At 46.0% G+C, this 25,428-nt stretch carries 19 protein-coding genes and 1 pseudogene; 17 read left to right on the forward strand and 3 right to left on the reverse strand.

What is annotated here, in order from left to right; genetic code table 11:
* Positions 1-25 precede the first annotated feature (25 nt).
* The 6 genes from C557_RS23385 to C557_RS24965 all read left to right on the forward strand — a co-directional run bounded on the left by C557_RS23385 (position 26) and on the right by C557_RS24965 (position 7,623).
* Positions 26-1,807: a sensor histidine kinase gene (locus C557_RS23385; RefSeq protein WP_018751975.1), complete on the forward strand. Its 1,782-nt coding sequence runs from the start codon at positions 26-28 to the stop codon at positions 1,805-1,807.
* Positions 1,782-3,374: a helix-turn-helix domain-containing protein gene (locus C557_RS0111310; protein WP_018751976.1), complete on the forward strand. Its 1,593-nt coding sequence runs from the start codon at positions 1,782-1,784 to the stop codon at positions 3,372-3,374. Before C557_RS23385 ends, C557_RS0111310 begins: the two co-directional genes overlap by 26 nt.
* A 122-nt stretch (positions 3,375-3,496) precedes the next feature.
* A complete protein-coding gene (locus C557_RS0111315; protein ID WP_018751977.1) occupies positions 3,497-5,035 on the forward strand; it encodes an ABC transporter substrate-binding protein in 1,539 nt (512 codons plus the stop codon).
* Positions 5,036-5,078: 43 nt separating this feature from the next.
* A complete protein-coding gene (locus tag C557_RS0111320) occupies positions 5,079-5,732 on the forward strand; it encodes a GDSL-type esterase/lipase family protein (protein ID WP_018751978.1) in 654 nt (217 codons plus the stop codon).
* 72 nt (positions 5,733-5,804) lie between these two features.
* The gene (locus C557_RS23390) at positions 5,805-7,403 is read left to right on the forward strand and encodes a sulfatase family protein (RefSeq protein ID WP_240472954.1); all 1,599 of its coding nucleotides are present in this window, start codon (positions 5,805-5,807) and stop codon (positions 7,401-7,403) included.
* A gap of 52 nt (positions 7,404-7,455) precedes the next feature.
* Positions 7,456-7,623 carry a hypothetical protein gene (locus tag C557_RS24965; protein ID WP_018751980.1) on the forward strand — a complete coding sequence of 56 codons (168 nt, stop codon included), beginning with the start codon at positions 7,456-7,458 and terminating at the stop codon, positions 7,621-7,623.
* Here the strand turns inward: C557_RS24965 and C557_RS0111335 are convergent.
* Positions 7,620-8,180 carry a TetR/AcrR family transcriptional regulator gene (locus tag C557_RS0111335; RefSeq protein ID WP_018751981.1) on the reverse strand — a complete coding sequence of 187 codons (561 nt, stop codon included), beginning with the start codon at positions 8,178-8,180 and terminating at the stop codon, positions 7,620-7,622. The two genes, C557_RS24965 and C557_RS0111335, sit on opposite strands and share 4 nt — an antisense overlap.
* 185 nt (positions 8,181-8,365) lie before the next feature.
* On the opposite strand from C557_RS0111335, the gene C557_RS0111340 reads away from it, so the two are divergent.
* The 8 genes from C557_RS0111340 (at position 8,366) to C557_RS0111375 (ending at position 20,313) form a co-directional block, all read left to right on the forward strand.
* Positions 8,366-9,910 (forward strand): NAD-dependent epimerase/dehydratase family protein, encoded by a 1,545-nt coding sequence (locus C557_RS0111340; protein ID WP_018751982.1) that lies wholly within the window; start codon positions 8,366-8,368, stop codon positions 9,908-9,910.
* Between the two features lie 192 nt (positions 9,911-10,102).
* On the forward strand, positions 10,103-11,071 hold the full coding sequence (locus tag C557_RS0111345; RefSeq protein ID WP_018751983.1) for a LacI family DNA-binding transcriptional regulator: 969 nt from the start codon (positions 10,103-10,105) through the stop codon (positions 11,069-11,071).
* A 118-nt stretch (positions 11,072-11,189) separates the two neighbouring features.
* Positions 11,190-12,134, forward strand: coding sequence for an ABC transporter permease (locus C557_RS0111350; RefSeq protein ID WP_018751984.1), 945 nt, complete (start codon positions 11,190-11,192; stop codon positions 12,132-12,134).
* A gap of 11 nt (positions 12,135-12,145) precedes the next feature.
* Positions 12,146-13,042, forward strand: coding sequence for a carbohydrate ABC transporter permease (locus C557_RS0111355; RefSeq protein WP_018751985.1), 897 nt, complete (start codon positions 12,146-12,148; stop codon positions 13,040-13,042).
* A gap of 103 nt (positions 13,043-13,145) precedes the next feature.
* Complete coding sequence (locus C557_RS0111360) at positions 13,146-14,762, forward strand: ABC transporter substrate-binding protein (RefSeq protein WP_018751986.1); 1,617 nt, start codon at positions 13,146-13,148, stop codon at positions 14,760-14,762.
* Between the two features lie 40 nt (positions 14,763-14,802).
* Positions 14,803-16,356, forward strand: coding sequence for a glycoside hydrolase family 32 protein (locus tag C557_RS0111365; protein WP_018751987.1), 1,554 nt, complete (start codon positions 14,803-14,805; stop codon positions 16,354-16,356).
* Between the two features lie 29 nt (positions 16,357-16,385).
* Positions 16,386-18,647, forward strand: a complete 2,262-nt coding sequence (locus C557_RS0111370; protein ID WP_085979056.1) for a GH32 C-terminal domain-containing protein — start codon at positions 16,386-16,388, stop codon at positions 18,645-18,647.
* Between the two features lies 1 nt (position 18,648).
* A complete protein-coding gene (locus C557_RS0111375; protein WP_018751989.1) occupies positions 18,649-20,313 on the forward strand; it encodes a glycoside hydrolase family 172 protein in 1,665 nt (554 codons plus the stop codon).
* Positions 20,314-20,379: 66 nt separating this feature from the next.
* Here C557_RS0111375 and C557_RS23395 read toward each other — a convergent pair whose 3' ends face one another.
* Positions 20,380-21,324 (reverse strand): substrate-binding domain-containing protein, encoded by a 945-nt coding sequence (locus C557_RS23395; RefSeq protein ID WP_018751990.1) that lies wholly within the window; start codon positions 21,322-21,324, stop codon positions 20,380-20,382.
* Positions 21,325-21,468, reverse strand: a pseudogene (locus tag C557_RS25685) (LacI family DNA-binding transcriptional regulator); the annotation flags it as partial. It lies immediately after the preceding gene.
* Between the two features lie 428 nt (positions 21,469-21,896).
* Between C557_RS25685 and C557_RS0111385 the strand changes: the two are divergent.
* The 3 genes from C557_RS0111385 to C557_RS0111395 are packed head-to-tail and all read left to right on the forward strand — an operon-like array spanning position 21,897 to position 25,427.
* A complete protein-coding gene (locus tag C557_RS0111385; protein WP_018751991.1) occupies positions 21,897-22,826 on the forward strand; it encodes an ABC transporter permease in 930 nt (309 codons plus the stop codon).
* A 14-nt stretch (positions 22,827-22,840) separates the two neighbouring features.
* Entirely contained in the window at positions 22,841-23,755 is a 915-nt protein-coding gene (locus tag C557_RS0111390) for a carbohydrate ABC transporter permease (protein ID WP_018751992.1), read from the forward strand.
* 28 nt (positions 23,756-23,783) lie between these two features.
* Complete coding sequence (locus tag C557_RS0111395; protein WP_018751993.1) at positions 23,784-25,427, forward strand: extracellular solute-binding protein; 1,644 nt, start codon at positions 23,784-23,786, stop codon at positions 25,425-25,427.
* The last annotated feature ends 1 nt before the right edge of the window (position 25,428 follow it).

The raw sequence follows: 25,428 nt of genomic DNA on the forward strand, positions 1-25,428 counted from the left end.
CGTTATGGGCGGGAGGATGAAACGGATGCTAAGGGGATGGTCTCTCAATTCGCTGCAGGTCAAACTGGTTACAGGTGTGCTGATTCTGACCTTGCCTTTAATTTCAATGTTCATCGTTGGCAGCCATTATGCGCTTGGTGTGGTACGCTCTCAAGTTAGTGAATCTTACCGGAGCATGATGACATTGTATATGAACCAAATTGATAAAGGACTGGATGATGTCGATCAATACATGAACGTTCTAGTCGGAAGCGGGCTGGAATTGTCTGCGATTAGCCATGCAACCCATCCTGACGATTATTATCGTGCCAAAATATCTCTCTTTGGCCGATTGCGCGAAGACATTGTATTATATCAGGCCATCGACAGCTTCTTTATGTATTCGCCAAAACAACGCGACTTTCTCCCGGTCCAGAGTAAGCAAGCAGATTACAATGAATCGTTGCAGGTTCAGGAATATATCGTCCGACTTATCAAGGCATCACCGAATAGGAACGGCTTTCATTCAAAGAGCTGGGAAGCGCATCAGATCAATGGGAAATATTATTTGATTCACATCATGCGCGCGGACGGTGTGTATTTCGGAGCTTATCAAGCGGTGGATTCGCTTATGATCCCGCTGGAATTCATTCGCATCGGAACCCGTGGCGCTTCCTTGTTCGCTACATTGGACGGTACTCCGATGACAAATGCCGAGATCGTTCGTGATCCTTCTGTCCGTTTCCTTCCAAAGGAAGAGGGGTACCAGCTGTCAGGCCGGGAGGTCAAATTTCTGATTGTTGGCGAAGCGTCGCAGAAAGGAGACTTCAGTCTAATTGCCGTCATTCCTGATGAGCAAATTTTGGAGAAGCTGCCTTTATTTCAGCGGCTTTCTTCTTTCGCGCTTTTGCTGATGCTCTTCATTATCCCCATCGGCCTGTTCTTTCTTCGGAGGGTCGTGTTACTGCCTGTCGAACAGCTTCTGCTAGCGATGGAACGAGTTCAAGCAGGAGACTTAGGTACACGGATTAACCGCCGTGCGACAGCCGATGAATTTATTGCCGTTTATCGAAACTTTAACAATATGATGAGCCGCATCCAGGAGTTGACCGTTAATGTATATCAGGAGAAGCTTAACAAGCAGCGGGAGGAACTGCAACGGCTGCAACTCCAGATTAATCCTCATTTTTTCCTGAACTCCCTGAATATCATCTATCACTTGGCGAAAGTAAAGAATTTCGAGCTGATCAAGGAAATGTCCCAATGCCTGATCCGGTATTTCCGCTTTATGTTTCGCAGCAACATGACCTTTGTGCGGTTAGAGGATGAATTGGAGCATACCAGAAATTATCTTCGAATTCAGGAGCTCCGTTATCCCGAGCAACTGGTGAGTACGATCGAAGTGGCTGATGGGATGCTGGAGAATCTTGTGCCGCCTTTAATTATTCAAACCTTCGTCGAAAATACGATCAAGCATGCCGTTACTTTGGACAATCCGATTCAGCTTTTTGTGCAGGCATATACATTCATTGAGCGGAACGATACCTTCATGAAGATAGTTATAGAAGATACGGGCAACGGGTTTGATGAGCTTGTGCTCAGCGAGCTGAACGCGAACCATTCGCTTGAAAATGAAAATGGGGAGCATATCGGCGTCTGGAATGTGCGCCGCAGATTGAAGCTGTTATATGGCGATACGGCCAAGATCGAATTCGCGAACCGGTTGCCTCACGGAGCCGCGGTAATCATTACCCTGCCCTTGCAGCAGATGGACAAGAGCGTAACGGAAAAGGAGGCTGCCTATGTTCAACCTGTTGATCGTCGATGACGAGCTTCATGTCGTGAAAGGGCTGTTGGCTGATTTAGATGCAGATCAACTGGAGCTTTCGAATGTATTCACGGCCCATAACATCAGGCAAGCGAAGAACGTGCTGAATCGCGAGGCGATCGATATTATGATCAGCGATATCGAAATGCCTCAAGGCTCCGGGTTAGAGCTGTTGGAATGGGCCAATGAGCAGCTTCCACAGCTGCAGACGATATTTTTGACCAGCTATGCAGACTTTCATTACGCAAAGCAGGCGATCCGGTTAGGAGGGCTAGAGTATCTGCTCAAGCCTGTTCCGGACGAGGATTTGAAGAAGGCGATCGAGAAAGCGAAGGAGCGAATCCTTCGCCTTCGCAAATCCAGTGCACATGAACGGTTCTGGAACTATAATATGCTCTCCGTCATCGAGCATTTTTGGACTGAATTGCTGCAGGGAAAAATCGCTCCTTCTCCTGCTGCGGTTCAAATTGCGCTGGAGACCAGAAACCTCCCCTATACAAAAGACACGCTCTTTTTGCCTGTTCTTATCGGGGTTAGGAGATGGCATAAGCCACTATCCGCACGCGATGAGAAGCTCATGGAGTATGCACTTAAGAATAGCGGAACAGAGCTTATCTTAGGTGAGGAGCTTTCGGGACAGATCATGACGATGGATCGCGGCTGTTTACTTCTTGTCATAACTTACGAGCAGCTTGCCGCAGAGGCTGTAGAGAATGAACTATTGCTTGAGAGATGCGAAAATTATGTGGAAGCGTGCCGTCGTTATTTTTATTGTGATTTATCCTGCTATATCGGTTATACGGCTAAAGCCGACGGGATGGAAGCTGCTTTTTCCCAGCTTCAGAGCTTTGAACGAAACAATGTTGTTTATGATCACGGGGTATTTCGGATTACCGGGGCAGCACCGTTGCCCAAGTCAGAGGTGCCTATGCCTGATATGAGCGTCTGGGCGAATTTGCTGAAAAATGGAATGAAGGACCGGGTTGTGAAAGAGATTAGAGAATACCTGGAGGAGAGAGTCGCCTGTTCGGAGGTTCATGCCATGATGCTGCAACAATTTCATGAAAATTTTTTGCAAACCGTGTATTTCGTCTTATGGTCCAAAGGCCGATTGGCGCATGAACTGTTCAGTGACTCTGATTCTATGGAAATGTCCCGAAATGCCGTGAAATCCGTAGCTAATATGCTGCGATGGGTAGAGCATGTAGTCTGCAAGGCTATATCTCAGGAAAAGGCGGAGCTTCAGCATAATCAGGTGGTTGCAAATATAAAGCAGTATATCACTGCCCATCTGGATGAGAGCAATTTATCCAGAAAAGAAATAGCGCAGCACGCTTTTTTGAATCCGGATTATTTGGCGCGGCTTTTCAAGAAGGAGACGGGGCTGTCGATGATGGAATATTTGCTGCAGGAGCGAATCAAGCTTGCCCAAGAGCTGCTACTGAGCTCAAATTTGTCAGTAGCGGAAATTGCCTCGTCCGTGGGATACTCCCATCTCTCCCATTTTTCAAGAATGTTTAAGAAGCAGACGGGAGTTAATCCGAACGAGTTCAGGCAGCAAACTTAATGTTATAAATAAGTATTAATAATGATATCGGAATAGTCGGAAAAGTGATAGAGGGTATCTGCTAAGATCGCTATCATAAATCTAATGATAAAACTATATCGTAGAAAAGGCGGTCGAAACAAGTGAACAAATCAAAACGGTGGTTTAGGCCAATTGTTGCGGGTATTACGGTGATGTCGCTGCTGCTTACAGCGTGCTCAGCGGAAAGCGCTCCTTCCGCCTCCAGCGAGAAAGAGCGCAGCAAGGAGACCTCGGATAATTCTTCCGAGGCGTCTGAGCTTGTAATCGCCATTCCGATCTCGCAGCCAGAGCCTAAAGATATGGAGCTGGTTCAGGAAGAGGTCAACAAGCTCACAAGCAACAAAATCAATGCCACCGTAAAGCTTGAGTTGATCCCGTTCAGCAACTGGCAGCAGCAAATGAACCTGATGATGAGCTCGGGAGAGAAGCTTGATGTAGTAGTTACAATGGGCTCCTCCGGGTATGCTACCCAGGCAGCAACCGGCAAGCTCGCTCCGCTGGACGATCTTCTGGCACAGTATGGACAAGGAATTGCAGACCATCTGGATCGGCAATATTTGAATGCCGCAAAGGTCAAGGGTTCGATTTATGGAGTTCCGGTTATCAAGGCATTTGCCAACAGCTTTAGTTACTTTCTACGGAAGGATTTGGTTGACAAGCACAATATCGATGTCGCCTCGATCCAATCCTTTGCGGATATCGAACATGTGCTGCAAATCATTAAAGATAAAGAGCCAGGTATCACTCCGCTAGTGCCGGGGGGATCGGGAAATCTGGGTGTTCTGATGGGTTATAACTATAATTACGATGGACTTAGCGACGGAATTGGTGTACTCACAGATATTGATACGTTGCAGGTGTCCAACTGGTACGATTCGCAGCAATATAAGGACCTGGTCGGGATGCTCCGTAAATGGTATCAGGCAGGTTATATTCTTAGCGATGCCGCCACGAACCAGATTTCATCAGTACAGCTTGTCAAAGCAGGGAAAGCCTTCAGTTATTTTAGCAACAGCAGACCTGGCTTCGTAACGCAAGAAACTATAAATTCTGGGACAGAGATGATCGAGGTTGAATTAACTCCGCCAGTGTCAACCACAGCGAATGTAACTATGTTTTTATGGTCGATCGCAAACCAATCGCAACAAAAGGAGAAGGCGATGCAGTTTTTGAACCTTCTCTATTCGGATCAGGAGCTTGTCAACCTGCTTGATTGGGGAATCGAAGGGAAGCATTACCAGAAAATTGCTGATAATGTGATTGATTTCGCACCTGGCATAGACGCTGCAACGTCAGGATACCTGCCGAGTTGGAGCTGGTTGATCGGAAACAGCTTTCTGAGCTATGTCATGAAAGGGGACGATCCCGATATTTGGGATAAACTGAAGGCATTCAATAGCAGCGCAACGAAATCCAAGGCGCTTGGCTTCAATTTCAATCCTGCACCTGTAAAAAACGAATATACCGCAATTGCAAACGTTTTGGAGCAGTATACGGCCGCCCTTGAAACGGGTACTCTTGATCCGGAGAAAATATTGCCTGAGCTGAATGGAAAATTGCAGATATCAGGCATCGACAAAGTGGTTGCAGAGAAGCAAAGACAACTTGAAGAATGGGCGGAGTTGAATCAAATACAGTAATGATTTCATTCTGGTGATGTAATCAGAGTAAGGAGATCTAAACATGGAAAGTCCAGAAAAGTTATTAGAATTTGGAATGCAAATTCTTCATATGCAGCAAATGCAACAGTTGAAATCTTTTGTTGATTTGAATCGGATCGCCAAGAAGGGCGGAATTGTGTTCGCTGGTGATTCCATAACTGCAGGTTTTCCGATCCATGAGATGCTGATCTGCAAGGCGCCGATGTTTAATAGAGGGATCAACGGATATCGCACGGATGATGTCAAGAACGGGCTCGAGGAACTTGTTTTTAGTCTGGAGCCGGAGAAGGTGTTTCTGTTAATCGGTACGAATGATTTGAATAATGGAAGCCACCCGCAAGAAATTGTGTCCTCTATCGTGGAGATATGTCAGCAAATAAAAAGAAAATTGCCAGCAGCAGTTGTATTTGTTCAATCCGTTTACCCGGTCAATCGAAGCAGCGAGTTTAGTGAATCCGTATTCCCGATGGTTGGAATTCGAACAAACGAGGCCATCTGTCAAGTGAATGATGGTCTGCGTAAAATCTGCTCCGAGATGAACCTGAGCTTCATTGACCTTTACCCCAGATTAACGGATGCGGAGGGGGAACTTAATCCCGGCTTTACGTATGACGGACTCCATATAAACATTAATGGTTATATAGTCGTTCGTGAGGAGCTCAAAAAATATGTATAAAGCTCGCGGGGGTGAACACCCGTTTTGTTACAAACTGCAATAAAAAAATTTTAAGGAGAGGGGTTCGCGGCAGTGAGCGGTAATCGTGCAAAACGTAAAAATGTTGTTTTCATTTTAACTGACGATCAGGGTGCATGGGCAATGGGGTGTGCCGGGAATAGCGAGATAAAGACACCGAATCTGGACCGTTTGGCCAAGGATGGCATTCGATTTGATAATTTCTTCTGCGCCTCGCCGGTATGCTCGCCGGCCAGAGCTTCTATCATGACAGGAAATATTCCGTCAGGACATGGCGTTGTCGACTGGATTGCCGGCGGGAATATCGATCCGGTCAAGTATCCGGAATTAGTCGATAAAGCAGCATACAGCGCTGAACGGGTCCCCATCAATTATCTTGAGAATCAGCTCACCTATACGGATATTTTAGCCCAAAACGGGTATACCTGCGCATTGAGCGGGAAATGGCATTTAGGAAACAGTGCTGAGCCGCAACACGGATTTTCCGAATGGTTTACTGTCCCGTATGGTTATTCCCCTTACCTGCGGCCTAAATTTATCGAGAACGGTGAGGTTATAGTCGGCGACAAATATGCAACGGACATGATCACGAACAAAGCAATTGAATATATTAAGAAGCTTGCGCCAGACGCCAGGCAAGGAGACAAACCGTTCTATATTTCGGTTCATCATGTTGCGCCGCATAGTCCCTGGAGCATATCCAGTCATCCGCAAGAGGTCTTGGATGTTTACAAGGACAGTGAATTCGGCTCCGTTCCCAACCTGCCCATGCATCCGAATTCCATCCTCACCTCGGAGTCTCCTTATATTTCGTTCGACCCTAATAGTGAAACAGACCCGGAATTGTTGCGAAAAGAAATGCTGAGGGGATATTTCGGTTCCATTACGGCTATGGATGAAGGCATCGGTCATCTTATCATGGAGCTGGAAGCACAGGGGATACTTGATGACACGCTGGTCATTTTCACCTCGGACAACGGGATGAATATGGGGCATCACGGAATTTGGGGGAAAGGCAATGGCACCTATCCACAGAATATGTATGATACTTCTGTGAAGGTTCCGTATATCATGTCATGCCCTGGCCTGCTGCCGACCGAACGAGTCAGTGATCAAATACTCAGTCAATATGATATTTTCCCCACACTGGTTGATCTGCTCGGATTGCAGCTTACTGATGAACAAAGATTAGCTCTGAACAAGCTGCCTGGCACCAGCTTTCGTCCACGGACCGAGAAGAATGAAGAATCGTCAGAAGACAGACCGGTCATCGTCTTCAGTGAATATGGACCGGTTCGGATGATTCGCAACAAGCGTTGGAAATATATCCATTGCTATCCGCATGGTCCAAACGAATTTTACGACCTGGAGAAGGATCCGCTGGAAAGCACTAATCTGGCAGATCATCAAGATCATCAAGATCGTATTCTTCGGATGAAATGGGAGCTGGACAGTTGGTTTGTAAAATATGTTGATCCAGCGCGAGACGCAACCAAAGATGATAATACAGGAACTGGGCAAATCAATTTGAACGGATTATATTCAGAAGGCGAGAAGGCATTTATTCAATCCCCATTTGTTGGAGTTCCATATGATGAAGTTATCGGAACATTACGGAAGCAAAACAATGCCATGCAAGAAAAGAAGGAATAGACTCTACTTGCAAGTCCCCCTCAAAAATCTGTTTTTTTGAGGGGGATTATTGATGATAGATGCTGCCTTTTTCATGAAGTTTTCAGGAAAAGGTTCTTTGGAGCTTTTAGAAATGCCCTTTTTAATTTGCCATTCTTGCAGAACCGGCTCTGCTTTTACGGAAGAGCAACAGCCGGTTCTAATTATCGGTGCGAAAAATGTGATTGGGCAAGCTGCCTAAGTTCCTTCTATATGACTGAAAGCGATCAGGGAATGATCCGCCAAAGAGAAGATAAGCTGTGCCACCTCATTGCTGGATAAGCTGTAATTTTCACGGATCCATTCTTGTATAATAGCCAGGCATCCATTGACCAAATATGCATAAGTATAAGGTTTTACTTTTTCAGGTACACTAAGCTGGAGGTAGCTATCAATATTTAGCAACACTTCATTAATTAATCGCTGTGCGAATGATACGGGCTCATTTGTCTTGAACAGCATAATGGTAAACAGCTCATCATTTTTCTTGATATAATCCAGAAATGCAAGTATATACCTGATGTCGTGGTCATGGGCTTCAATTTTTGCCAAGTATTCATGAGTGTTATCGATGATTTCCTTCTCCACTTGACTGAGCAGTTCATATACATTGGCATAATGCAAATAGAAGGTGGAGCGATTGATGTCAGCGGAGTTACATAGCTCCTTGACACTGATCTTGCTAATATTTCTGTCTCTCAGCAGCTTGATCAGGCTTTGCTTCAGCAGCAGCTTGGTCAGTCGTTCGCGTTGATTCATTACGGGCGCACCTCTTTCAAACATAAAAATTTAATAAATTTTTATATAAATCAACAGATTATTTATTAGTGTCTAGACTACGACAGATCAGAATGAACTGATGGTTGTAAAATAGACACCGTGTCTGTATTGTGAAGGTAGACAATAAATTTGTCAATACATGTATAGTGAAGGTGAATAACATTATGAATAAAAAGCGCGTGCTAATTACAGGAGCTGCAGGTGGTATGGGCAGTGAAACGTTGAAGCTGATGAAGAATGAATTAGAGAAATGCGAATTGATTCTCTTTGATCTGGATAATGATAACAGTCGAAAAAAGCTGGGCCCTTATGAAGGAATGGCTGGAGTGAAGGTTGTCTATGGCGATTTGCTGGACTACGACCTGGTTTTTGACTGTGTTAAGGATACCGACATCATTCTGCACATCGCAGCTTTCGTATCTCCTGCTGCCGATGAGTTTCCAGAGAAAGCGATGAGAATTAATTACGGATCGGCCAAAAATATTGTTTCTGCTATCAAGCAAAGTGGGCGTGAGCAGGAGATACGGTTTGTATTTATCGGTACGATCGCTGAGACAGGGGATCGTATGCCGCCAATTCACTGGGGAAGAGTGGGAGACCCGATCAAGCCAAGTGTGTTTGACTACTATGCAGTGTCGAAAATTGCTGCCGAACGCATGGTGATTGAATCCGGGCTGACTTACTGGGTATGTCTCCGTCAGACCGGGATTATGGGACCAACGATGAGTCAGATACAAGATCCGATTATGTTCCACAATTGTTTGGAAAATGTACTCGAATATGTATCTGACCGGGATTCCGGCCGCCTGATGCGAAATTTGTGCATAAAGGAAATTGACGGAACACTGGACAAAGACTTCTGGCAGCATATCTACAATATTGGCGGAGGAGAGAGCTGCCGGGTCAGCACGCTGGAGATGTATGAGGTGCTGTACGGCAAGCTTGGGATTACTAATCTCGACTATGTACTCAACCCGAAATGGTATGCCACGCGCAATTTTCATGGACAATATTATCTGGATTCTGACAAGCTTGAGAATTATCTGCATTTCCGCACGGACTCGATGGAATACTTTTACCAGACCTACATGGATAATTTGGGAGCGCTTGTGCCTGTGGCCAAAGTCATTACCAAGCTTCCAGGAGGCCAAAAACTGATGGGCTCGCTAATCAAGCGTACATTGAAAAAACAGGCTGTCAAGAAGCGGGGAACGATCCGTTTTATCGAGGATAATGATATAGAGAGCATTGATGCTTTCTGGGGAAGCAAGAAGAACTGGGAGGAAATTCCCGCAAAGCTGTCCGACATGAAGAAGTTTACCGAGTGGAAGAAAGTGATCAAGCTCGACCATGGATATGATGAGGATAAGCCGGCATCGCAACTAAACCTGGAGGATATGCAAGGGGCTGCGAAATTCCGCGGTGGAGAGTGTCTCTCTGACCATATGACTACCGGAGATTGGGGAAGCAAGCTTGACTTTAAATGTGCCTTCGGGCATACCTTCACTGCTAGTCCCAAGCTGGTGCTGGAGGGTGGACATTTCTGCCCGGTGTGTGAACGAGAGAGCTGGAATTACAGTGAACGTGCAAAGCGGGAGCCGTTTTTTGCTCAGGTATGGAATCCGCTTCATGGTCCAAATGAGGGGCGGGTTTATAAGAAAGTCGTTTCCGAGTTGGACGTTGATGCGAGGGGAGAAGCAAAGGTTTAAATACACCCCTTCAGGGTGTATTGTTCAGCAAAGGGCACGCAAGCTGGAAAATTCCATGCTTGCGTGCCCTTTGTATTAACGCGACAATTCAAAACAAGCTAAATTGTTTGGTAAGCGGTTTCAAAAAACCATTGAAACGTTTCCAAAATGATGGTATCATAACCTCATCAAATGATGAAATGGGGGGGCAGATTGCCAAGTATTAAAGATGTGGCCACCTTGGCGGGTGTGGCTGTGGGGACTGTTTCTCGTGTCATTAATAATTCGGGCGCTGTCAAGCCGGATACACGCAGAAAAGTTGAAGAAGCCATACAACAATTAAATTATACGCCAAATGAAATTGCCCGAAATTTTAAAATGCGCAGATCGAGAATGGTTGCTTTACTACTCCCAAGTATCTGGCACCCCTTTTTTTCGGAGTTGGCTTATTACATTGAGGACGAATTGGACCGTGAAGGCTTCAAATTAATGTTATGCAATAGTGGAGGCAAGCCTGAGAAGGAATTGTATTATTTGGATATGCTTCGCCAGAATAAAGTAGCTGGCATTGTGGGGATTACGTACAACGACATTGAAAGTAATGTAAGCATGGATATTCCTATTGTGAGCATTGACAGACATTTTAGTAAAAAGATCACTTGTGTTACTTCGGATAACTATGAAGGGGGACGCCTTGCATTAAGGGAGCTGGTCAGAGCAGGATCCAGAAAGCCTGCATTTTTGGGAAGCGTCACCTCTGTATACAGTGAAACGATGAAGAGGAGAGAGGGATTTATTGATGAGGCACGGGCATTAGGGGTAGATTATGTAATCTATCAGAAGCCCGATCCTGTAGTGAACGATGAAGCCTATTTTGAACCATTTTTGGATCAGCATCTTGATATCGACGGGATTTTTGCTATTACTGATATGTTTGCAGCCAAATATATAGAAAGAGCCAAGCGACGAGGAATTCGTGTTCCAGAGGATGTTAAAGTTATTGGCTATGACGGGATTCAGGATCATCCCTATTTTCATCCGATATTGTCAACGATTCGGCAGCCTGTAGAGGAGATGGCTCGCAACACAATCCGGCTTCTCTTCAGAAAGATTGAAGGCGAGACATTGGATCAAGAGGTGTACTGTTTTCCTGTTTCATTTAGACCTGGTGAAACCACTTGATTATTTCCTTGTTTACGATTTCAGATTATGAGAAAAACATCATCATTCATGACGTTTTTCTTTTAATAAATTGGAAACGTTTCCAACTCTTAATGCGGTATAGAAAGGGGTAGAAAAGATGAATTCAAGCCGCACTGATCAATCTGTAGTCAAGGTAAAACGTAAAACATGGATCCAAGTAAAAAGAAACTACGAATTGTATCTCTTCCTGCTGCCTATCATGATCGTCTATCTTGTATTCAGGTATTACCCGATGTATGGCGTGCAGATCGCCTTCAAGGATTTTTCACCGAGTTTGGGCATCTGGGGCAGTGAATGGGTAGGCTTCCAACACTTTATCGATTTTTTCAACTCTTATAACTTCTGGGACATTATCAACAACACGCTGATATTAAGCTTTATGTCGCTCATATTCAGCTTTCCGGCCCCGATCATCATCGCCATTATGCTCAATCAAATGATGGGCAAACGGTACAAGAAATTTATCCAAACGGTTATTTATGCGCCACACTTTATTTCTACCGTAGTGCTGGTTGGCATGCTTCATGTTTTCTTGTCACCCAATAGCGGAATAGTTAACCATCTCATTGCCTTCTTTGGCGGGGAGCCAATTCTGTTCATGGCTGACGAGGGCTGGTTCCGCCCTCTCTACGTTTTGTCCGGAATTTGGCAGGAAACCGGATTCTCCACGATTATCTATCTGGCTGCCCTGGCAGGTGTTAACCCTGAGCTTCATGAAGCCGCCATTGTGGACGGAGCGAGCAAATGGAAGCGAATATGGTATGTAGATATCCCGAGCATCTTACCTACCATTGTGATTTTGCTTATTCTTGCACTTGGGAACATCATGAGTATTGGCTTTGAAAAAGCTTTCTTGATGCAGAGCGATCTAAACTATGCTACCTCCAATATTATCCCGACTTATGTGTACGAACAGGGGATTCAAAAAGCACAATATAGCTTTTCTACAGCGGTAGGGCTGTTTAATTCCATCATCAATATCCTTCTGATTGTTACCGTCAACCGGATTGCCAAAAAACTAACGGAGACCAGCTTGTGGTAGGAGGGATTATCTTGAACCGAATATTGAAGAGAAAAAGCAAGGGAGATATCCTGTTTGACACCGTCAATTATTTGCTGCTAACCATCATCATGCTGCTTGTGTTATTTCCGCTTTATTTTGTATTAGTTGCTTCATTCAGCGACCCCAATCTGATTTATGCCGGAGAAGTATGGCTGTATCCCAAGGGGTTTACGCTAGATGGCTATGAACGGATTTTTAATGACTCTTCGATCTGGCTGGGTTATGCCAACTCCATTCTCTATGCAGTCGTAGGTACCCTGATCGGCGTTGCGGTTACCCTATTTGCCGCTTATCCGCTAGCTCGCAAGGACTTAATCGGAAGATCGGTCATCATGTGGTTTTTACTGATCACTATGTTTTTTAGTGGGGGCTTAATTCCTTCTTATTTGCTAATTAAAGATCTGCATATGCTCAATACGATTTGGGCGCTGGTTATTCCGGGAGCAGGCGCCATCTTCAATGTCATTATTGTAAGAACCTTTTTTCAGTCTACTCTCCCTGATGAGATGTGGGAGGCAGCCTCAATGGATGGATGCTCGAACACCCGATTTTTTTGGAGTATGGTGTTGCCTTTGTCCAAATCGATTATTGCAGTGATGGTGCTGTATCATGTCGTTGGCTTCTGGAACGGGTTTTTCGATGCTTTGATTTATTTAAATGATGAGAGCAAGTATCCGCTTCAATTGGTATTGCGCAATATCCTTGTACAGAATCAAGTCAGTTCCGGCATGATGATTGACGTGGAATCCTATGCGGCAAAGATGCGAGTTACTGAATTGATTAAATATGGTGTTATTATCGTCTCTTCACTTCCGTTATTGATTTTATATCCATTTCTCCAAAAGTACTTTGTTAAAGGCGTCATGATTGGCTCCATTAAGGGATAATGCTAACGTTTGCTTTGAGGGAGGTGGTGCATAAATTCAGATTCATGAAGCAGAACGCGGTGAGGAAATTCAGCTTGCGGAATGATCAAAGGGAGGGGAATATATGAAGTCGTTATTCACAGGTGCAGGTGTTCTTATGCTGGTTGGTGCATTGCTGCTTAGCGGATGTACGGGAGATAGCGCAAGCAACCAGGCAAAAAAATCAGAACCGGATGCAAACTTTAACAAAACGGGTCTACCCATTGTAAACGAAAAGGTATCTTTAAGAATGGTATCTCCCAAGGCTGCCTTGGCCCCCGTGTATTCTGAAATGGAGATATTTAAACGCCTGGAGCAGCAAACCAATGTAAATATTGAGTGGGAGAACATTCCGGATACGGATTATGCAGAGAAGAAAAACTTGCTGTTGGCTAGTGGAAATCTACCTGATGCCTTCTATGCTGCGGGATTTTCGGATTACGAGCTAATTAATTATGGGCAGGATGGTACAATCATTCCGCTGGAGGAGCTTATTGAAGCGTATGCACCAAATTTGAAAGCGCTTTTTGAACGCCGGCCTGACATTAAAGCAGCGATCACAACACCTGATGGACATATCTTTGGTCTGCCATCATGGGAGGAAAATAATCTCGGAACGAACCCCTTCTTTCACGTAATTAATAAAAAATGGCTGGATAACTTGGGATTAAAGATGCCTGAAACCCTCGATGAATATACAGAAGCGCTAGTAGCCTTTAAAACCCAGGATCCGAACGGGAACGGCAAAGCTGATGAAATTCCGTTAAGCTTTATGCATATGCAATGGTGCATGGATATTGCCGGGATCTTTGGCGCCTTTGGAATGCCGGATAATATGGAGCATCGGATTGTACGTGACGGCAAAGTGATTTTCACCGCTGTGCAGCCAGAGTACAAGGAGGCCTTAACCTATTTTCATGAGAAATGGTATAAACAAGGTCTGATCGATCCTGAATCTTTCACCCAGGATGCGGCTCAGTATCTGGCCAAAGGAAAATCACCTGAAGTCACGCTTGGGTCTTATATCTGGTGGGAAGTAGAAGAGGTTGTTGGCTCAGATAGGGGGAAGGATTATGCCTTGCTGTCCCCGCTTAAGGGTCCAAACGGGCATCAATCCATCGGTCGTGGGAATGGTGGAGGACCAGCAAGAGGCGCCTTCGTCATCACCAAAGAAAACCGCCATCCCGAAATTACAATGAGATGGATCGATCAGCAGTATGAGCCGTATCTGGCTGCGCAAATTCACTGGGGACCGTTAGATATTGTGTTTGAGAAGGATGAAAACGGAAAATTGGTCAATTTGCCATTGCCTGAGGGGACCTCTGCCGGTGAATTTCGGCAGCAAGTGGCGCCTGGGGCCGGGGGGCCGGGTGTTATAACCATTGAAGATTTGGGGAAGGTCGTAGATTTGGAGCCTCGGGCCCAGCAACGCGTGAAAGATTTGGAGAAGTACTACGATCCTTATATGGAAAAAGAGAACTATCCGAGCATCTTCTTTGAGCCGGATGAACTGGATCGAATTAATCGAATTGAGCCTGAACTGCTGAAATATGTTAACACTCAAAGAGGCAAATTTATTGTTGACGGTGGTGTGGAGCAGAGCTGGGATAGCTACGTCGCAACGCTCGAGAAAATGGGTCTGAACGAATTGATGGAAATTTATCAAGCGGGCCTGGACCGCTACAATGCGCAATTTAAGTAAATATCAGACTATGGCGATACGAAAGGATGCTCTTTAACTTATGCTTACGACAGATAAAAATAATCAAATGGCTGAATCCAATAAGCGGCAGGATGAAGATAAATTCAGACCAGGGTTTCACTTTTCACCTCCATCTCATTGGATGAATGACCCGAACGGGTTAGTGTTTTACGAGGGTGAATACCATCTGTTTTATCAGTATCATCCCTTTAGCAATCAATGGGGACCAATGCATTGGGGACATGCGACCAGTCCGGACTTGATCCATTGGGAGCATCGGCCGATCGCTTTGTTCCCGGATGAACACGGGGCTATTTTCTCCGGGTGTTGTGTGGTGGATTGGAATAACAGCAGCGGACTGTTTGAAGGTTCGCATGGCCTGGTTGCCATCTTCACCCATGCGGACACCTGCCCCAAGACAGGGCAATCTCGCCAGCGGCAGAGCTTGGCTTACAGCAGCGACAAAGGCCGAACCTGGCACAAATATGAGGGGAACCCGGTTCTCGTCGACGAGTCCCTGATCGACTTTCGGGATCCGAAGGTGTTCTGGCATTCGCCAAGCGAGCGGTGGGTGATGGTGATTGTAGCGGGAGACCATGCCCGTTTTTATGGATCGACCAATTTAATTGAATGGACACAGACCGGTGAATTCGGCAAAGGGGAGGGCTCGCATGACGGTGTGTGGGAATGCCCGGATCTCTTTGCATTGCCTGTGGGTGACAGCGGACGCTCCAAATGGGTGCTGATCATCAGCATTGGGGATAATCCGTCCGTTCCGGAAGGGTCGCGCACGCAGTATTTTATCGGCGAGTTCGACGGAAATACATTCATCAATGACCATCCGGCTGAGCGGATTCTGTGGCTGGATGATGGCCGAGACAACTATGCGGGCGTGACCTGGTCGGATATGCCTGAGCAAGACGGCCGCCGTGTGCTGATCGGATGGATGAGCAATTGGAAATATGCGAATGAGACGCCGACCGGAGCCTGGAGAGGCGCAATGACATTGCCTCGGGCCTTGTCGTTGACGAGCCGTGACGAGGACATCGTGCTGACGCAAATGCCGGTTCGGGAGGTCGAACAACTGCGTGAAGCCTCGGTGAGCCGGGAGCATGTCACCGTGATGCCGGAGGAGCCGTTCACGCTGCAGACGAACGGGGAACTCCTGGAAATTGAAGCAGACATCGATCTCCGGTACGGGAATGGAGTTCTCATTAAATTGAAATCCTCCGGGGAGAGCGAAACGAGGATTGGTTACGACGCTGAGCGCGAGAGGATATTCATTGACCGCTCAAGCTCGGGCTTGACCGATTTCCATCCGTTGTTCGCCTGCGAGCATGGGGCGAGGCTGGCACCGGACCATGGACAAATCAAGCTCCATATCTGGCTGGATCGCAATTCGGTTGAGGTATATGCGAATGAAGGGCTCGTTGCGCTAACGGATCAACTTTTCCCTGATGCTCCGCTCGAAAGTGTTGGGATAAGCACCCATTCGGGGCGGGTTGTATTGAACTCATTTCATATGCATTCGCTTAAATCCGTTCCATTTCCTAATGGTGCCGCCGAGCAGTCTTCAAGGGGGAGTGACGTGTGAGTCCATTAACCGCCAAGCGGGGGCCAGTAATGTATTGGGCTTTCGACGAAGGAAGAGGGGACAGCGCTCTGGAGAGTTTGTCCCAAGCTCGGGATGATATTCAATACGTATTTAAGCATGCGGAGTTTGCCGAGCCACGCGATCCGCAATGGAGACAGGGCGTATTGGGCAGCGGGCTCCTGTTCGACGGGTACTCGACTTATGTTGCCCATTCGTTAAATGAGGATAATTCAGATGGCGAGTCAGCATTCCTCACAGAGCTAAGTATTGGAGTATGGGTAGCGCCCCGTTCGTATGAATGGGGGGAAGGCGGCAAGCTGGCCGCGATCGTAAACCGCTACAACCGGGAGAGCAAGCAGGGATATCTGCTTGGCATGTTCCGTCACGGCGCTTGGTCGTTTCAACTCGGGCTGGAAGGCGGCGAATGGAAAGAGCTTTGGTCCCCTGACGGCTATGAGCTGCCCAAAAATGAATGGTCATACGTAAGTGCGGTGTTCGATGGATACCGGGGCGAAATGAAGCTGTATTTGAATGGCCGCGAAATCGCTTCGTCTCCCGTGCCGCGCGGTTCCCGTCTGGCCGAGGCGTCGGGCACGGAGCTGCTTATCGGCAAAAACAACCATGGCAGCCAGTTGGTGAGAGCATTCAGCCTGCACATGTTTAGCGGAATGATCGATGAGCTTAAGCTCTATCATCGGGTTCTAAGCGCGGAGGAAGTAGCCGCCTCTTATCAGGAAGTACTGGATACGGCCCACGGAGGTGTCCATCCTTCCTTACAGTATAATGAGATCAAGCTTGACCGGACACCGCTGCTCTCGGATCGGCATCGGCCGCAATACCATGTCAGCCCGCCAGCCCACTGGATGAATGAACCTCATGCGCCAATTTATTTTGAAGGGAAATATCATCTATTCTATCAGCATAACCCGCTAGGGCCCTTCTTTTATCATATCCACTGGGGACATTGGGTAAGCGAAGATCTGGTGCATTGGCGCGACCTTCCCGTGGCGCTCGCGCCGGAGAAGGATGAGCTTGCGCCGGACGGAATCTGGTCGGGAAGCGCGACTTATGATGCCGATGGCCTGCCTGTCTTGTTCTTTACGGCGGGAAATGACAGCGCTTCGCCAAACCAAAGCGTGGCGCTTGCCCGCAGCACTTATACTCAAGATGGAGATTCGGATCTGGTGCATTGGGTGAAGCATCCGGAGCCTTTGATCGTGCAGAAGCAGGGCATGGGCGCCTTCGGCGATTTCCGGGATCCCTTTGTTTGGCAGGACGATGACGGCTGGTATGCCCTGGTCGGATCTGGAATCGAAGGCGAAGGCGGGGCCGCCTTGGCGTTTGCCTCAAAGGATATGCTGAATTGGACGTACAAAGGGCCGTTTTATCAAGCGGATCTGCAGAGGTTTCCTTATCTTGGGCCTATATGGGAGCTTCCCGTGCTGCTTCCGCTTGGCCCCAACAAGCAAGGAGGGAGCAAGCACCTTCTGCTGGTCAGCCCGGTGGGGAAGGGGGCGGATGTCGAGGTGTTTTATTGGATCGGCCAGCTTGACAAGCAAAATCTAACCTTTGTTCCCGATCAGGAGGAGCCGCAATTGATCGATGTCGGTGATTTCCACTTTACCGGCCCAAGCGGAATGGTAGATCCGAAAACCGGCAGAAAGATCATCTTTACGATCGCCCAAGGCGACCGGACGCCCGAGCTGGAATACCAGTCGGGTTGGGCCCATAACGGCGGCTTGCCGCTAAGCGTGTATTTAAGGGATGACGGACGATTAGGAATCGAACCCATTGAGGAATTGCAATCGCTGCGCGGGAAGAAACGGCTATCTCTTCAGAATAAGTCACTCGCTGAGGCGAATGAACGGCTCCGGGAGATTCAAGGCGACATGCTTGAGATTCAATTGGAAATTGAGCCGGACGGTGCCCGGCAATTCGGAATCAAGCTCCGGTGTACCCCGGATGGGATGGAAGAAACACGGTTGTATTATGATGCCAATCAATCGATGCTCCGGGTTGACCGGACAAAAACGACGTTACATCCGAAGGAAAAATGCGGAGGGATTCAGGGCGGTAAGCTGGAGCTGCCGTGTGAGAATCTGAAGCTGCACATTTATTTGGACCGTTCCATGGTCGAAGCTTATGCCAACGGATTGAAAAGCCTGACGACCCGGGTGTATCCAAGCCGTAAGGATGCTATGGGGCTTGAAATTTGTGGTGACGGCAAGCTGACTGTCACCTCGCTGGAAATATGGGATATGAAGCCGATCTGGCAAGAAGGGAGATTCTGACATGAATTCAACGCAACCACAATCTTATTCCTATCAAGACCTCGTGAAGAGATTATACGACCTCGAGGCGCTGGCAGTGCCACCGCAGCTCGGCGAGAAAGCGGGCTGCTTCTCCAGTTTTGACCGAAGCTCTAGTTATAATGCCGAGACAGGCCTGTACGAGAACTGGGGAGCCAATGATGATGGGGGAGGCTTTATTCGCAAGGAAGGGGACAGCATCATTGCTATGGAGCTGGACGGACCCGGTGTGATCTGGAGAGTCTGGTCCGCGCTTCCCGAAGAGGGCCATATCCGGATTTTTATAGATCACTCGGATACCCCTGTAATCGATCAGCCTTTTCGCGATTATTTTGAAAAATTTAATCAAGAAGGGCCACCGGCCAATTTTCCGAATCTGTCGCCTACGTTATCCCGAGGCAGAAACTGCTTTATTCCCATTCCCTTTCAACAGCATTGCAAGGTGCTGCTGGATAAAGGTTGGGGGGCTTATTATCACATCACATACACTGTCTTTCCTGCCGGGTCCATTTTGCCATCCTTTGACGGCAGCTTCGACAAGGAGTCGGCCATTGCGCTGGCGGAAGCAGACCGGGTATTACAGCGAAGGGGAACCTATTCTTTGATGAAGGAGGAAGGATTATCTGACGAAACCGTTACGGTAACGGTACCGGCAGGCGATAAAGCGGTGCTTCTTGATAAACAAGGGGCCGGCGCGATCTCCATGATCCGAATCAGGACGGACCTGGGACGTAAAAGCGAGGAACAGCAGCGGGTGTTGGCCAGACAATTAACTCTGTCGATGAAATGGGACCATGAAACAGACCCTTCAGTATGGGCCCCATTGGGTGATTTTTTTGGCAGCGCGCCCGGGATCAAGCCGTACCGCTCTCTGCCCCTTGGGATGAATGAGCATGAAATGTACAGTAATTGGTACATGCCGTTCTCGGAAGGCGCGAGGATCGAGATTGAAAATGAAGGGACGGAAGCATGCGAGATTACGGCGGAGATCCGGTTTACATCTCTACCTAAGTCTCATGCGGAAAACCTTCTGCGTTTTCATGCCAAATGGCACCGGGATGAGTACCTGGATCTGGATGTGAAGCGATACGAGGAAGAAGGGGATCGTTGGCCGGATTGGCCTTTGCTGCTGGCGAAAGGCCGGGGAAGATTCTGCGGCGTCCACCTGCATGTAAACAATACCTGGGAGAAGCCGGCCGAGGAGGCCGAAACCTGGTGGTACGGGAAATGGGACCGAAAAACGATCGACTGGTGGTGGGGAGAAGGGGACGAAAAATTTTTTGTGGATGGCGAGTCCTTTCCATCCACGTTCGGAACGGGCAGCGAGGATTATATCGGTTATGCCTGGGCGGCCGAACCGCCGTTCCCGATGTTCGACAGTGCTTACGCCAATCAGCCGTTTATAGAACCAGATGCGAACGGACATACCTCGGTCAGCCGCTTCCACATTGGCGACAATATTCCATTCATGAGCTCTTTTGAAGGCTTTATGGAGAAATATAAAGGGAATCACTGGGGGCCGGGCAACTGCTGTTTATATGCCGCTACCGTTTACTGGTATCAGGAGCGAGGAACGAGTGATGCGTATAAGCCGGTTGCGTTAAATGAACGCTTGAACCACTTGAAGCTTGGGGATGAAGGAAACTGAGGGGCAGCACCCATTCCTCAATTTATACAAAGGTCTTCCATTTGCTCTTGCGAAACCGGCACCCGTTCAGGTGCCGGTATCGTCGTATGATTTGGCCCTTCCGCCAGGCAGTTTTTTTTCAGTTGATTCCCGAAAAATGATCTGTGTGCGAATATAAGATATCTCATAAGGGAGTTTGGGGTTTTGAATCCGTGCCAATAGCTTTTGGGCGGCTAATAACCCTATTTCGGTACAAGGAATATGTACTGTAGTAAGTGGAGGGTCTATGATACTTGCTTCTGGAGCATTATCGAATCCGCAAACCATAACATTTCCTGGAATTTCAATATTCATTTTCTTTAAAGTAGTAATTAGTTGAACAGCAAGATAATCGTTGGCACATACAAAGGCTTCAGGTAACTGAGATAAATCTTTTATTTTATTGGCAAGCCATTCGTTTTCCCAGTAGAGCGCATCATTGTCAATAATACAAATGGATTCATCGACTGGCAGCCCGGATGAAGCCAACGCATGACAAAATCCTTCCCATCGTTCGTAAAAACTAAGACAGTGATAGCGATCTCCTACAAATCCAATCCTGCTTACTCCTCTTTTGATCATACCTTGAACCATTTTGCTAATGCTATATCGGTTTTCCATCATCAAGATGTCCGCCGAAAGATCATGATGGGATTCTTCATAGAAAGTGTCAGTAAACAAAACGGGCTTCCCTAGTGAACAAAGCATTTTGCTATATTCAGAGTCAAATAATTCAACGCAAATGATCGCGTCGATTTTTTGGGGATCAAGTGTAGGTGGAAGTGCCAACGAACGAATGTCATTGTCTTGTAAAATGTGAATCATTAGTGAATACCCATGTTGACTGAGTTCCTTCTCGAAAGTGGTAAGCAGCATGGAAGCAAAGTGAACTTTGTTCGGCATCAGGCGGGTAATCATGGCAATATTTTTATTAGGAGTTACAGATTTATGTGCTGTATCTGAATCAAGTAAGGCAAACTTTTTGTATTTCATCTCTTTAGCAGCTTTTAAAATGACATTGCGGGTTTTGTCAGGAACTTTGCCTGTCCCATTCAGCGCTTTGGAAACAGTGTTACGGGAAAGACCAAGCGAATCGGCAATGTCTTGAACAGTAACCTTCTTTTTATTTATTTTAATTCTCTCCTTAAGATGAAGTTAGATTAACACGTAAACCTAATGTTTTGTTTACAATTGTATTTTAGCATATAGAAAAGTAAAAACAACTGAAGCAATAGATGTCAAGAATGGAGATAAAAAGTGTGCATAATTTTTGAACTATGCATAAAATGTAAATGTATATTTTTTCATTCTTAATGATAACTATTGATTATGAAAACAAAAATTGCTATATCAAGTGATTTTTACATTTTTATTAAAGGTATTTTAACAAAAAAGCAAAAAAATATGTTGACATGATAATGGGTGTTTGTTAAATTGTAAACTAAACAAATGAATAAAATGTAAAATTGTAATCGCTTTCTGTGGGGTGAAAGGAGGCTCGGATGAATCGGACATATTGAGGAACAAGATGGATACGGAACCCGTTAGCACTAATAATTCAAGGGGTGAAAAAGCTGATAGCTGTGCGAGATAAAAATTGGTTTGTGCGCTTTGGATTATATGTTAGGTTGAATTGGCAGCTTTATCTTATTTTTATGATGCCGGCTTTCATACTGCTTGTTGTTTTTAAATATCTCCCGATGGGCGGTATTTTGATAGCATTTCAAGATTATAGCGGAATTAGAGGACTGCTTGGAAGCGAGTGGGTCGGGCTGGATAACTTCAGCCGCTTTCTTTCCTCAACTGAATTTTGGCGTTTGTTTGGGAACACCTTGCAACTCAGCGTTTATAATTTACTGTGGAGTTTCTTTCCTCCGATAATCCTGGCCCTCTTGCTTGCCAGAATCAGAAGTAGGGGTATTCGCTCGAAGATTCAGTTATTCATTTATGCGCCCAACTTTATTTCGATAATTGTTCTGGCTGGTATGGTGTTCGTGTTCCTGTCTCCTGTTGGTCCGATTAATCAGTTTTTCGGTACGCAAATCAACTTTATGGCCGAACCTTCGGCGTACCGTACGATTTACATTGCAAGCGGTATATGGCAGTCAGCTGGATGGGCATCTATCATTTATACCGCCGCATTGTCTGGAGTCAGTCAGGATTTAGTCGAAGCCGCCAAAATTGATGGTGCAAGTTTATGGAAACGTATTCAACATATCGAATTGCCTACTTTGAAACCTATTATGATTATTCAGTTTATTCTTTCGGCAGGACATATCATGAGCATTGGCTTCGAGAAGTCATTAGCGCTGCAAACGGATTTAAATTTGGCAACCAGTCAGATTATCCCGACCTATGTGTATCAAATCGGTATTAATATGGGTGACTACGGATACTCTACGGCTGTTGATCTGTTTAATTCGGTCATCAATATTATTCTGCTGTTGTCTGTCAATAAGATTGTTTCAAAACTGAATAATAATGAAGGGTTATAAAAGGGGGTGTGTCGATGAAAGCAGCGGTTGCAGACGGCAATAACACAGATAAATATTTAAGCTTGAATGAAAAAATATTTCTATATTTCGGCTTTCTCTTACTTGGGCTATTTGTGACGTTAATTGTTGGACCACTTCTATATGTATTGATTGCCTCATTTATGGATCCGGTTACCTTGGCGAACAGGGGGATTACCTTTGATATTTCCAAGTGGAACCTGCTTGGTTATAAGCGAGTACTGGGCGATGAAATGATGTGGCGTGGTTTTGTCAACTCGATTGCTTATTCCATCGGGTTCACCGTCGTATCTGTAACAGTTACTCTATTAGCGGCTTATCCACTTTCACGCAAAGATTTTATGGGTAGGAAATTCTTTAACACGTTGTTTGTGATTACCATGTTTTTTGGCGGGGGTCTGATGCCGACCTACTTGCTGATCGAAAAAATGAACTTGATCAACTCTCCCTTGGCTGTAATTTTGCCAAACGCAATTAATGTCTGGCACATCATTCTTGCCCGTGTTTATTACCAGGGACTTCCAAACGAACTGCGAGATGCAGCGCAAATGGACGGTTCTTCCGATCTTCATTACTTTATTCGTATTATGATGCCGATTTGTAAACCGATTATTGCAGTACTTGTTTTGTATCAATTTGTTTGGCAATGGAACAGCTATTTTGAAGCAATGCTTTATCTTGAAGATCAAAATCTCCAGCCGTTACAACTGATTATTCGCTCTATCCTAGTCCAGAATACGATTCAATCCGGAATGATGACAGACGCAGAGAGTGTTGCGGATGCTGCTAAGCTTGGCGAACTCCTTAAATATTCTACCATTGTAATCTCCAGCTTACCGTTACTGGTTATGTATCCTTTCTTCACGAAGTACTTTGACAAAGGGATCATGGTTGGTTCAATCAAAGGGTAATAAAAGAGAATGCTTAAGGAGGTAAAATATGAAAAAACGATCATTACCTAAACTTGCTATTCTTGCGATGGCCGGAATTCTATCCATCGGAGTTCTGTCTGCATGCAATAACAACAAGAATATAACCAACTCCGCTTTACAAGATGCTTCTGACATCAAATTTCCGTTGGAAAACACAGAAACTATCCGTATTCTTACTCATGCATCAGCAGATTCTCCGAAGGATTTCAATGAAAAGAGACTGGTTCAGCGCCTTGAGGAAGAAACAAATGTCCGTGTGAAGTGGACAGTGTACCCCGATGAGCAGTGGGGGGAGAAAATGAGACTAGCGCTTTCCAAATCCAATCTGCCTGACGTTGTCACCAATATGTATATTGGGCAGTATGATGTGCTCAATTACGCCAAACAGGGAGTTTTCATTCCGTTAGAGGAATTGATCGAGAAATATATGCCCAATCTCACTAAAATTTTGGAACAAAGACCTGAGGTGAGAGCGGCGATTACTGCATCTGACGGACATATCTATACACTTCCTTTTATAGAAGAGACGGCTCGTGACAAAGAAGCTCATAATGTAATCGGCGCGATTCCTTGGATCAATAAGAAATGGTTGGATGAATTGAATCTTCCTATGCCTGCGACAACGGATGAATTGGAAGCGGTTTTGAAAGCGTTTAAAGAGAAAAATCCTGAAGGTCGCCAGGACGTCATACCGATGTCATTTCGGCTTAATCAGGTCAATGAAGACCCGGGTATTTTGCTGGGATCATTTGGATCTGGGGAAAATATGGATCATTATATGGTAACTAATGATAAGAAAGTCATATATACGCTCGCCCAGGAAGATTTTAAAGAAGGGGTAAACTGGCTGCATAAGTTATATGCCGAAGGATTGATTGATCCGGAGGCGTTTACCCAGTCTGACGGTACTTATATTTCCAAAGGACAGGGGGGGCGTTATGGCCTGTTCTTCATGTGGGATAAAGCTGCGATGGTACCAAATCCGCAAGACTATGTTCCCTTGCCGCCTCTCCAGGGACCGGATGGAACCGTGAATGTGCCCAGACAAAACTACTATTCATTTGACATGGGAGTTACCGCCATTACCAGTACGAATTCTAACCCTGCCCTTACTGCGGTATGGTTAGATAAAATGTTTGAGCCGCTTCAGTCGATCCAGAATGTTTTTGGAACTTATGACGATCCTAACAATTTCAATATTTTAAAGAAAAAAGATGATGGCACTTTTGAATTTCAGCCGATCCCTGAGGGCAAGTCTTATTACTCATTAAGTGCTAAACAAAACATCCGCGGCTCATTTGCAGTTTTGGCTGATTATTATGGCAAGTATGTGAATATGCAGAGCAATACAGCAGAGCGCGTTGAAATGATCCGTACGATATATGCGCCTCACATCAAGAGCGACTACTATTATCCATCGGTATATTTAAATGCAGAGGATATTACTCGTGTCAGCCAAATTGAGACGGATTTAAGACCTTATGCCGAGAGCAAGAAAGCGGAGTGGATTATGAAAGGCGGGGTGGATACGGACTGGGAGTCATATCTGAAAAAATTGGATGATATGGGTTTGCCGGAATTACTTCGATTAAAGCAACAGGGCTTTGATGCCTTCCAGGCGGAGCTGGATTCAAGCAGTTCCTCTCAATAAC

It is taken from the genome of Paenibacillus sanguinis 2301083 = DSM 16941 (genome assembly GCF_000374825.1).
In the GTDB taxonomy this organism is placed as follows: Bacteria; Bacillota; Bacilli; order Paenibacillales; family Paenibacillaceae; genus Fontibacillus; species Fontibacillus sanguinis.

Excerpts from the sequence above, each read along its gene's own strand:
- C557_RS23385 (WP_018751975.1), top strand. The coding sequence starts at position 26 with ATGCTAAGGGGATGGTCTCTCAATTCGCTGCAGGTCAAACTGGTTACA.
- C557_RS0111310 (WP_018751976.1), top strand. The coding sequence starts at position 1,782 with ATGTTCAACCTGTTGATCGTCGATGACGAGCTTCATGTCGTGAAAGGG.
- C557_RS0111320 (WP_018751978.1), top strand. The coding sequence starts at position 5,079 with ATGGAAAGTCCAGAAAAGTTATTAGAATTTGGAATGCAAATTCTTCAT.
- C557_RS24965 (WP_018751980.1), top strand. The coding sequence starts at position 7,456 with ATGATAGATGCTGCCTTTTTCATGAAGTTTTCAGGAAAAGGTTCTTTG.
- C557_RS0111335 (WP_018751981.1), bottom strand. The coding sequence starts at position 8,180 with ATGAATCAACGCGAACGACTGACCAAGCTGCTGCTGAAGCAAAGCCTG.
- C557_RS0111340 (WP_018751982.1), top strand. The coding sequence starts at position 8,366 with ATGAATAAAAAGCGCGTGCTAATTACAGGAGCTGCAGGTGGTATGGGC.
- C557_RS0111350 (WP_018751984.1), top strand. The coding sequence starts at position 11,190 with ATGAATTCAAGCCGCACTGATCAATCTGTAGTCAAGGTAAAACGTAAA.
- C557_RS0111360 (WP_018751986.1), top strand. The coding sequence starts at position 13,146 with ATGAAGTCGTTATTCACAGGTGCAGGTGTTCTTATGCTGGTTGGTGCA.
- C557_RS0111365 (WP_018751987.1), top strand. The coding sequence starts at position 14,803 with ATGCTTACGACAGATAAAAATAATCAAATGGCTGAATCCAATAAGCGG.
- C557_RS0111370 (WP_085979056.1), top strand. The coding sequence starts at position 16,386 with ATGTATTGGGCTTTCGACGAAGGAAGAGGGGACAGCGCTCTGGAGAGT.
- C557_RS0111375 (WP_018751989.1), top strand. The coding sequence starts at position 18,649 with ATGAATTCAACGCAACCACAATCTTATTCCTATCAAGACCTCGTGAAG.
- C557_RS23395 (WP_018751990.1), bottom strand. The coding sequence starts at position 21,324 with ATGAAATACAAAAAGTTTGCCTTACTTGATTCAGATACAGCACATAAA.
- C557_RS0111390 (WP_018751992.1), top strand. The coding sequence starts at position 22,841 with ATGAAAGCAGCGGTTGCAGACGGCAATAACACAGATAAATATTTAAGC.
- C557_RS0111395 (WP_018751993.1), top strand. The coding sequence starts at position 23,784 with ATGAAAAAACGATCATTACCTAAACTTGCTATTCTTGCGATGGCCGGA.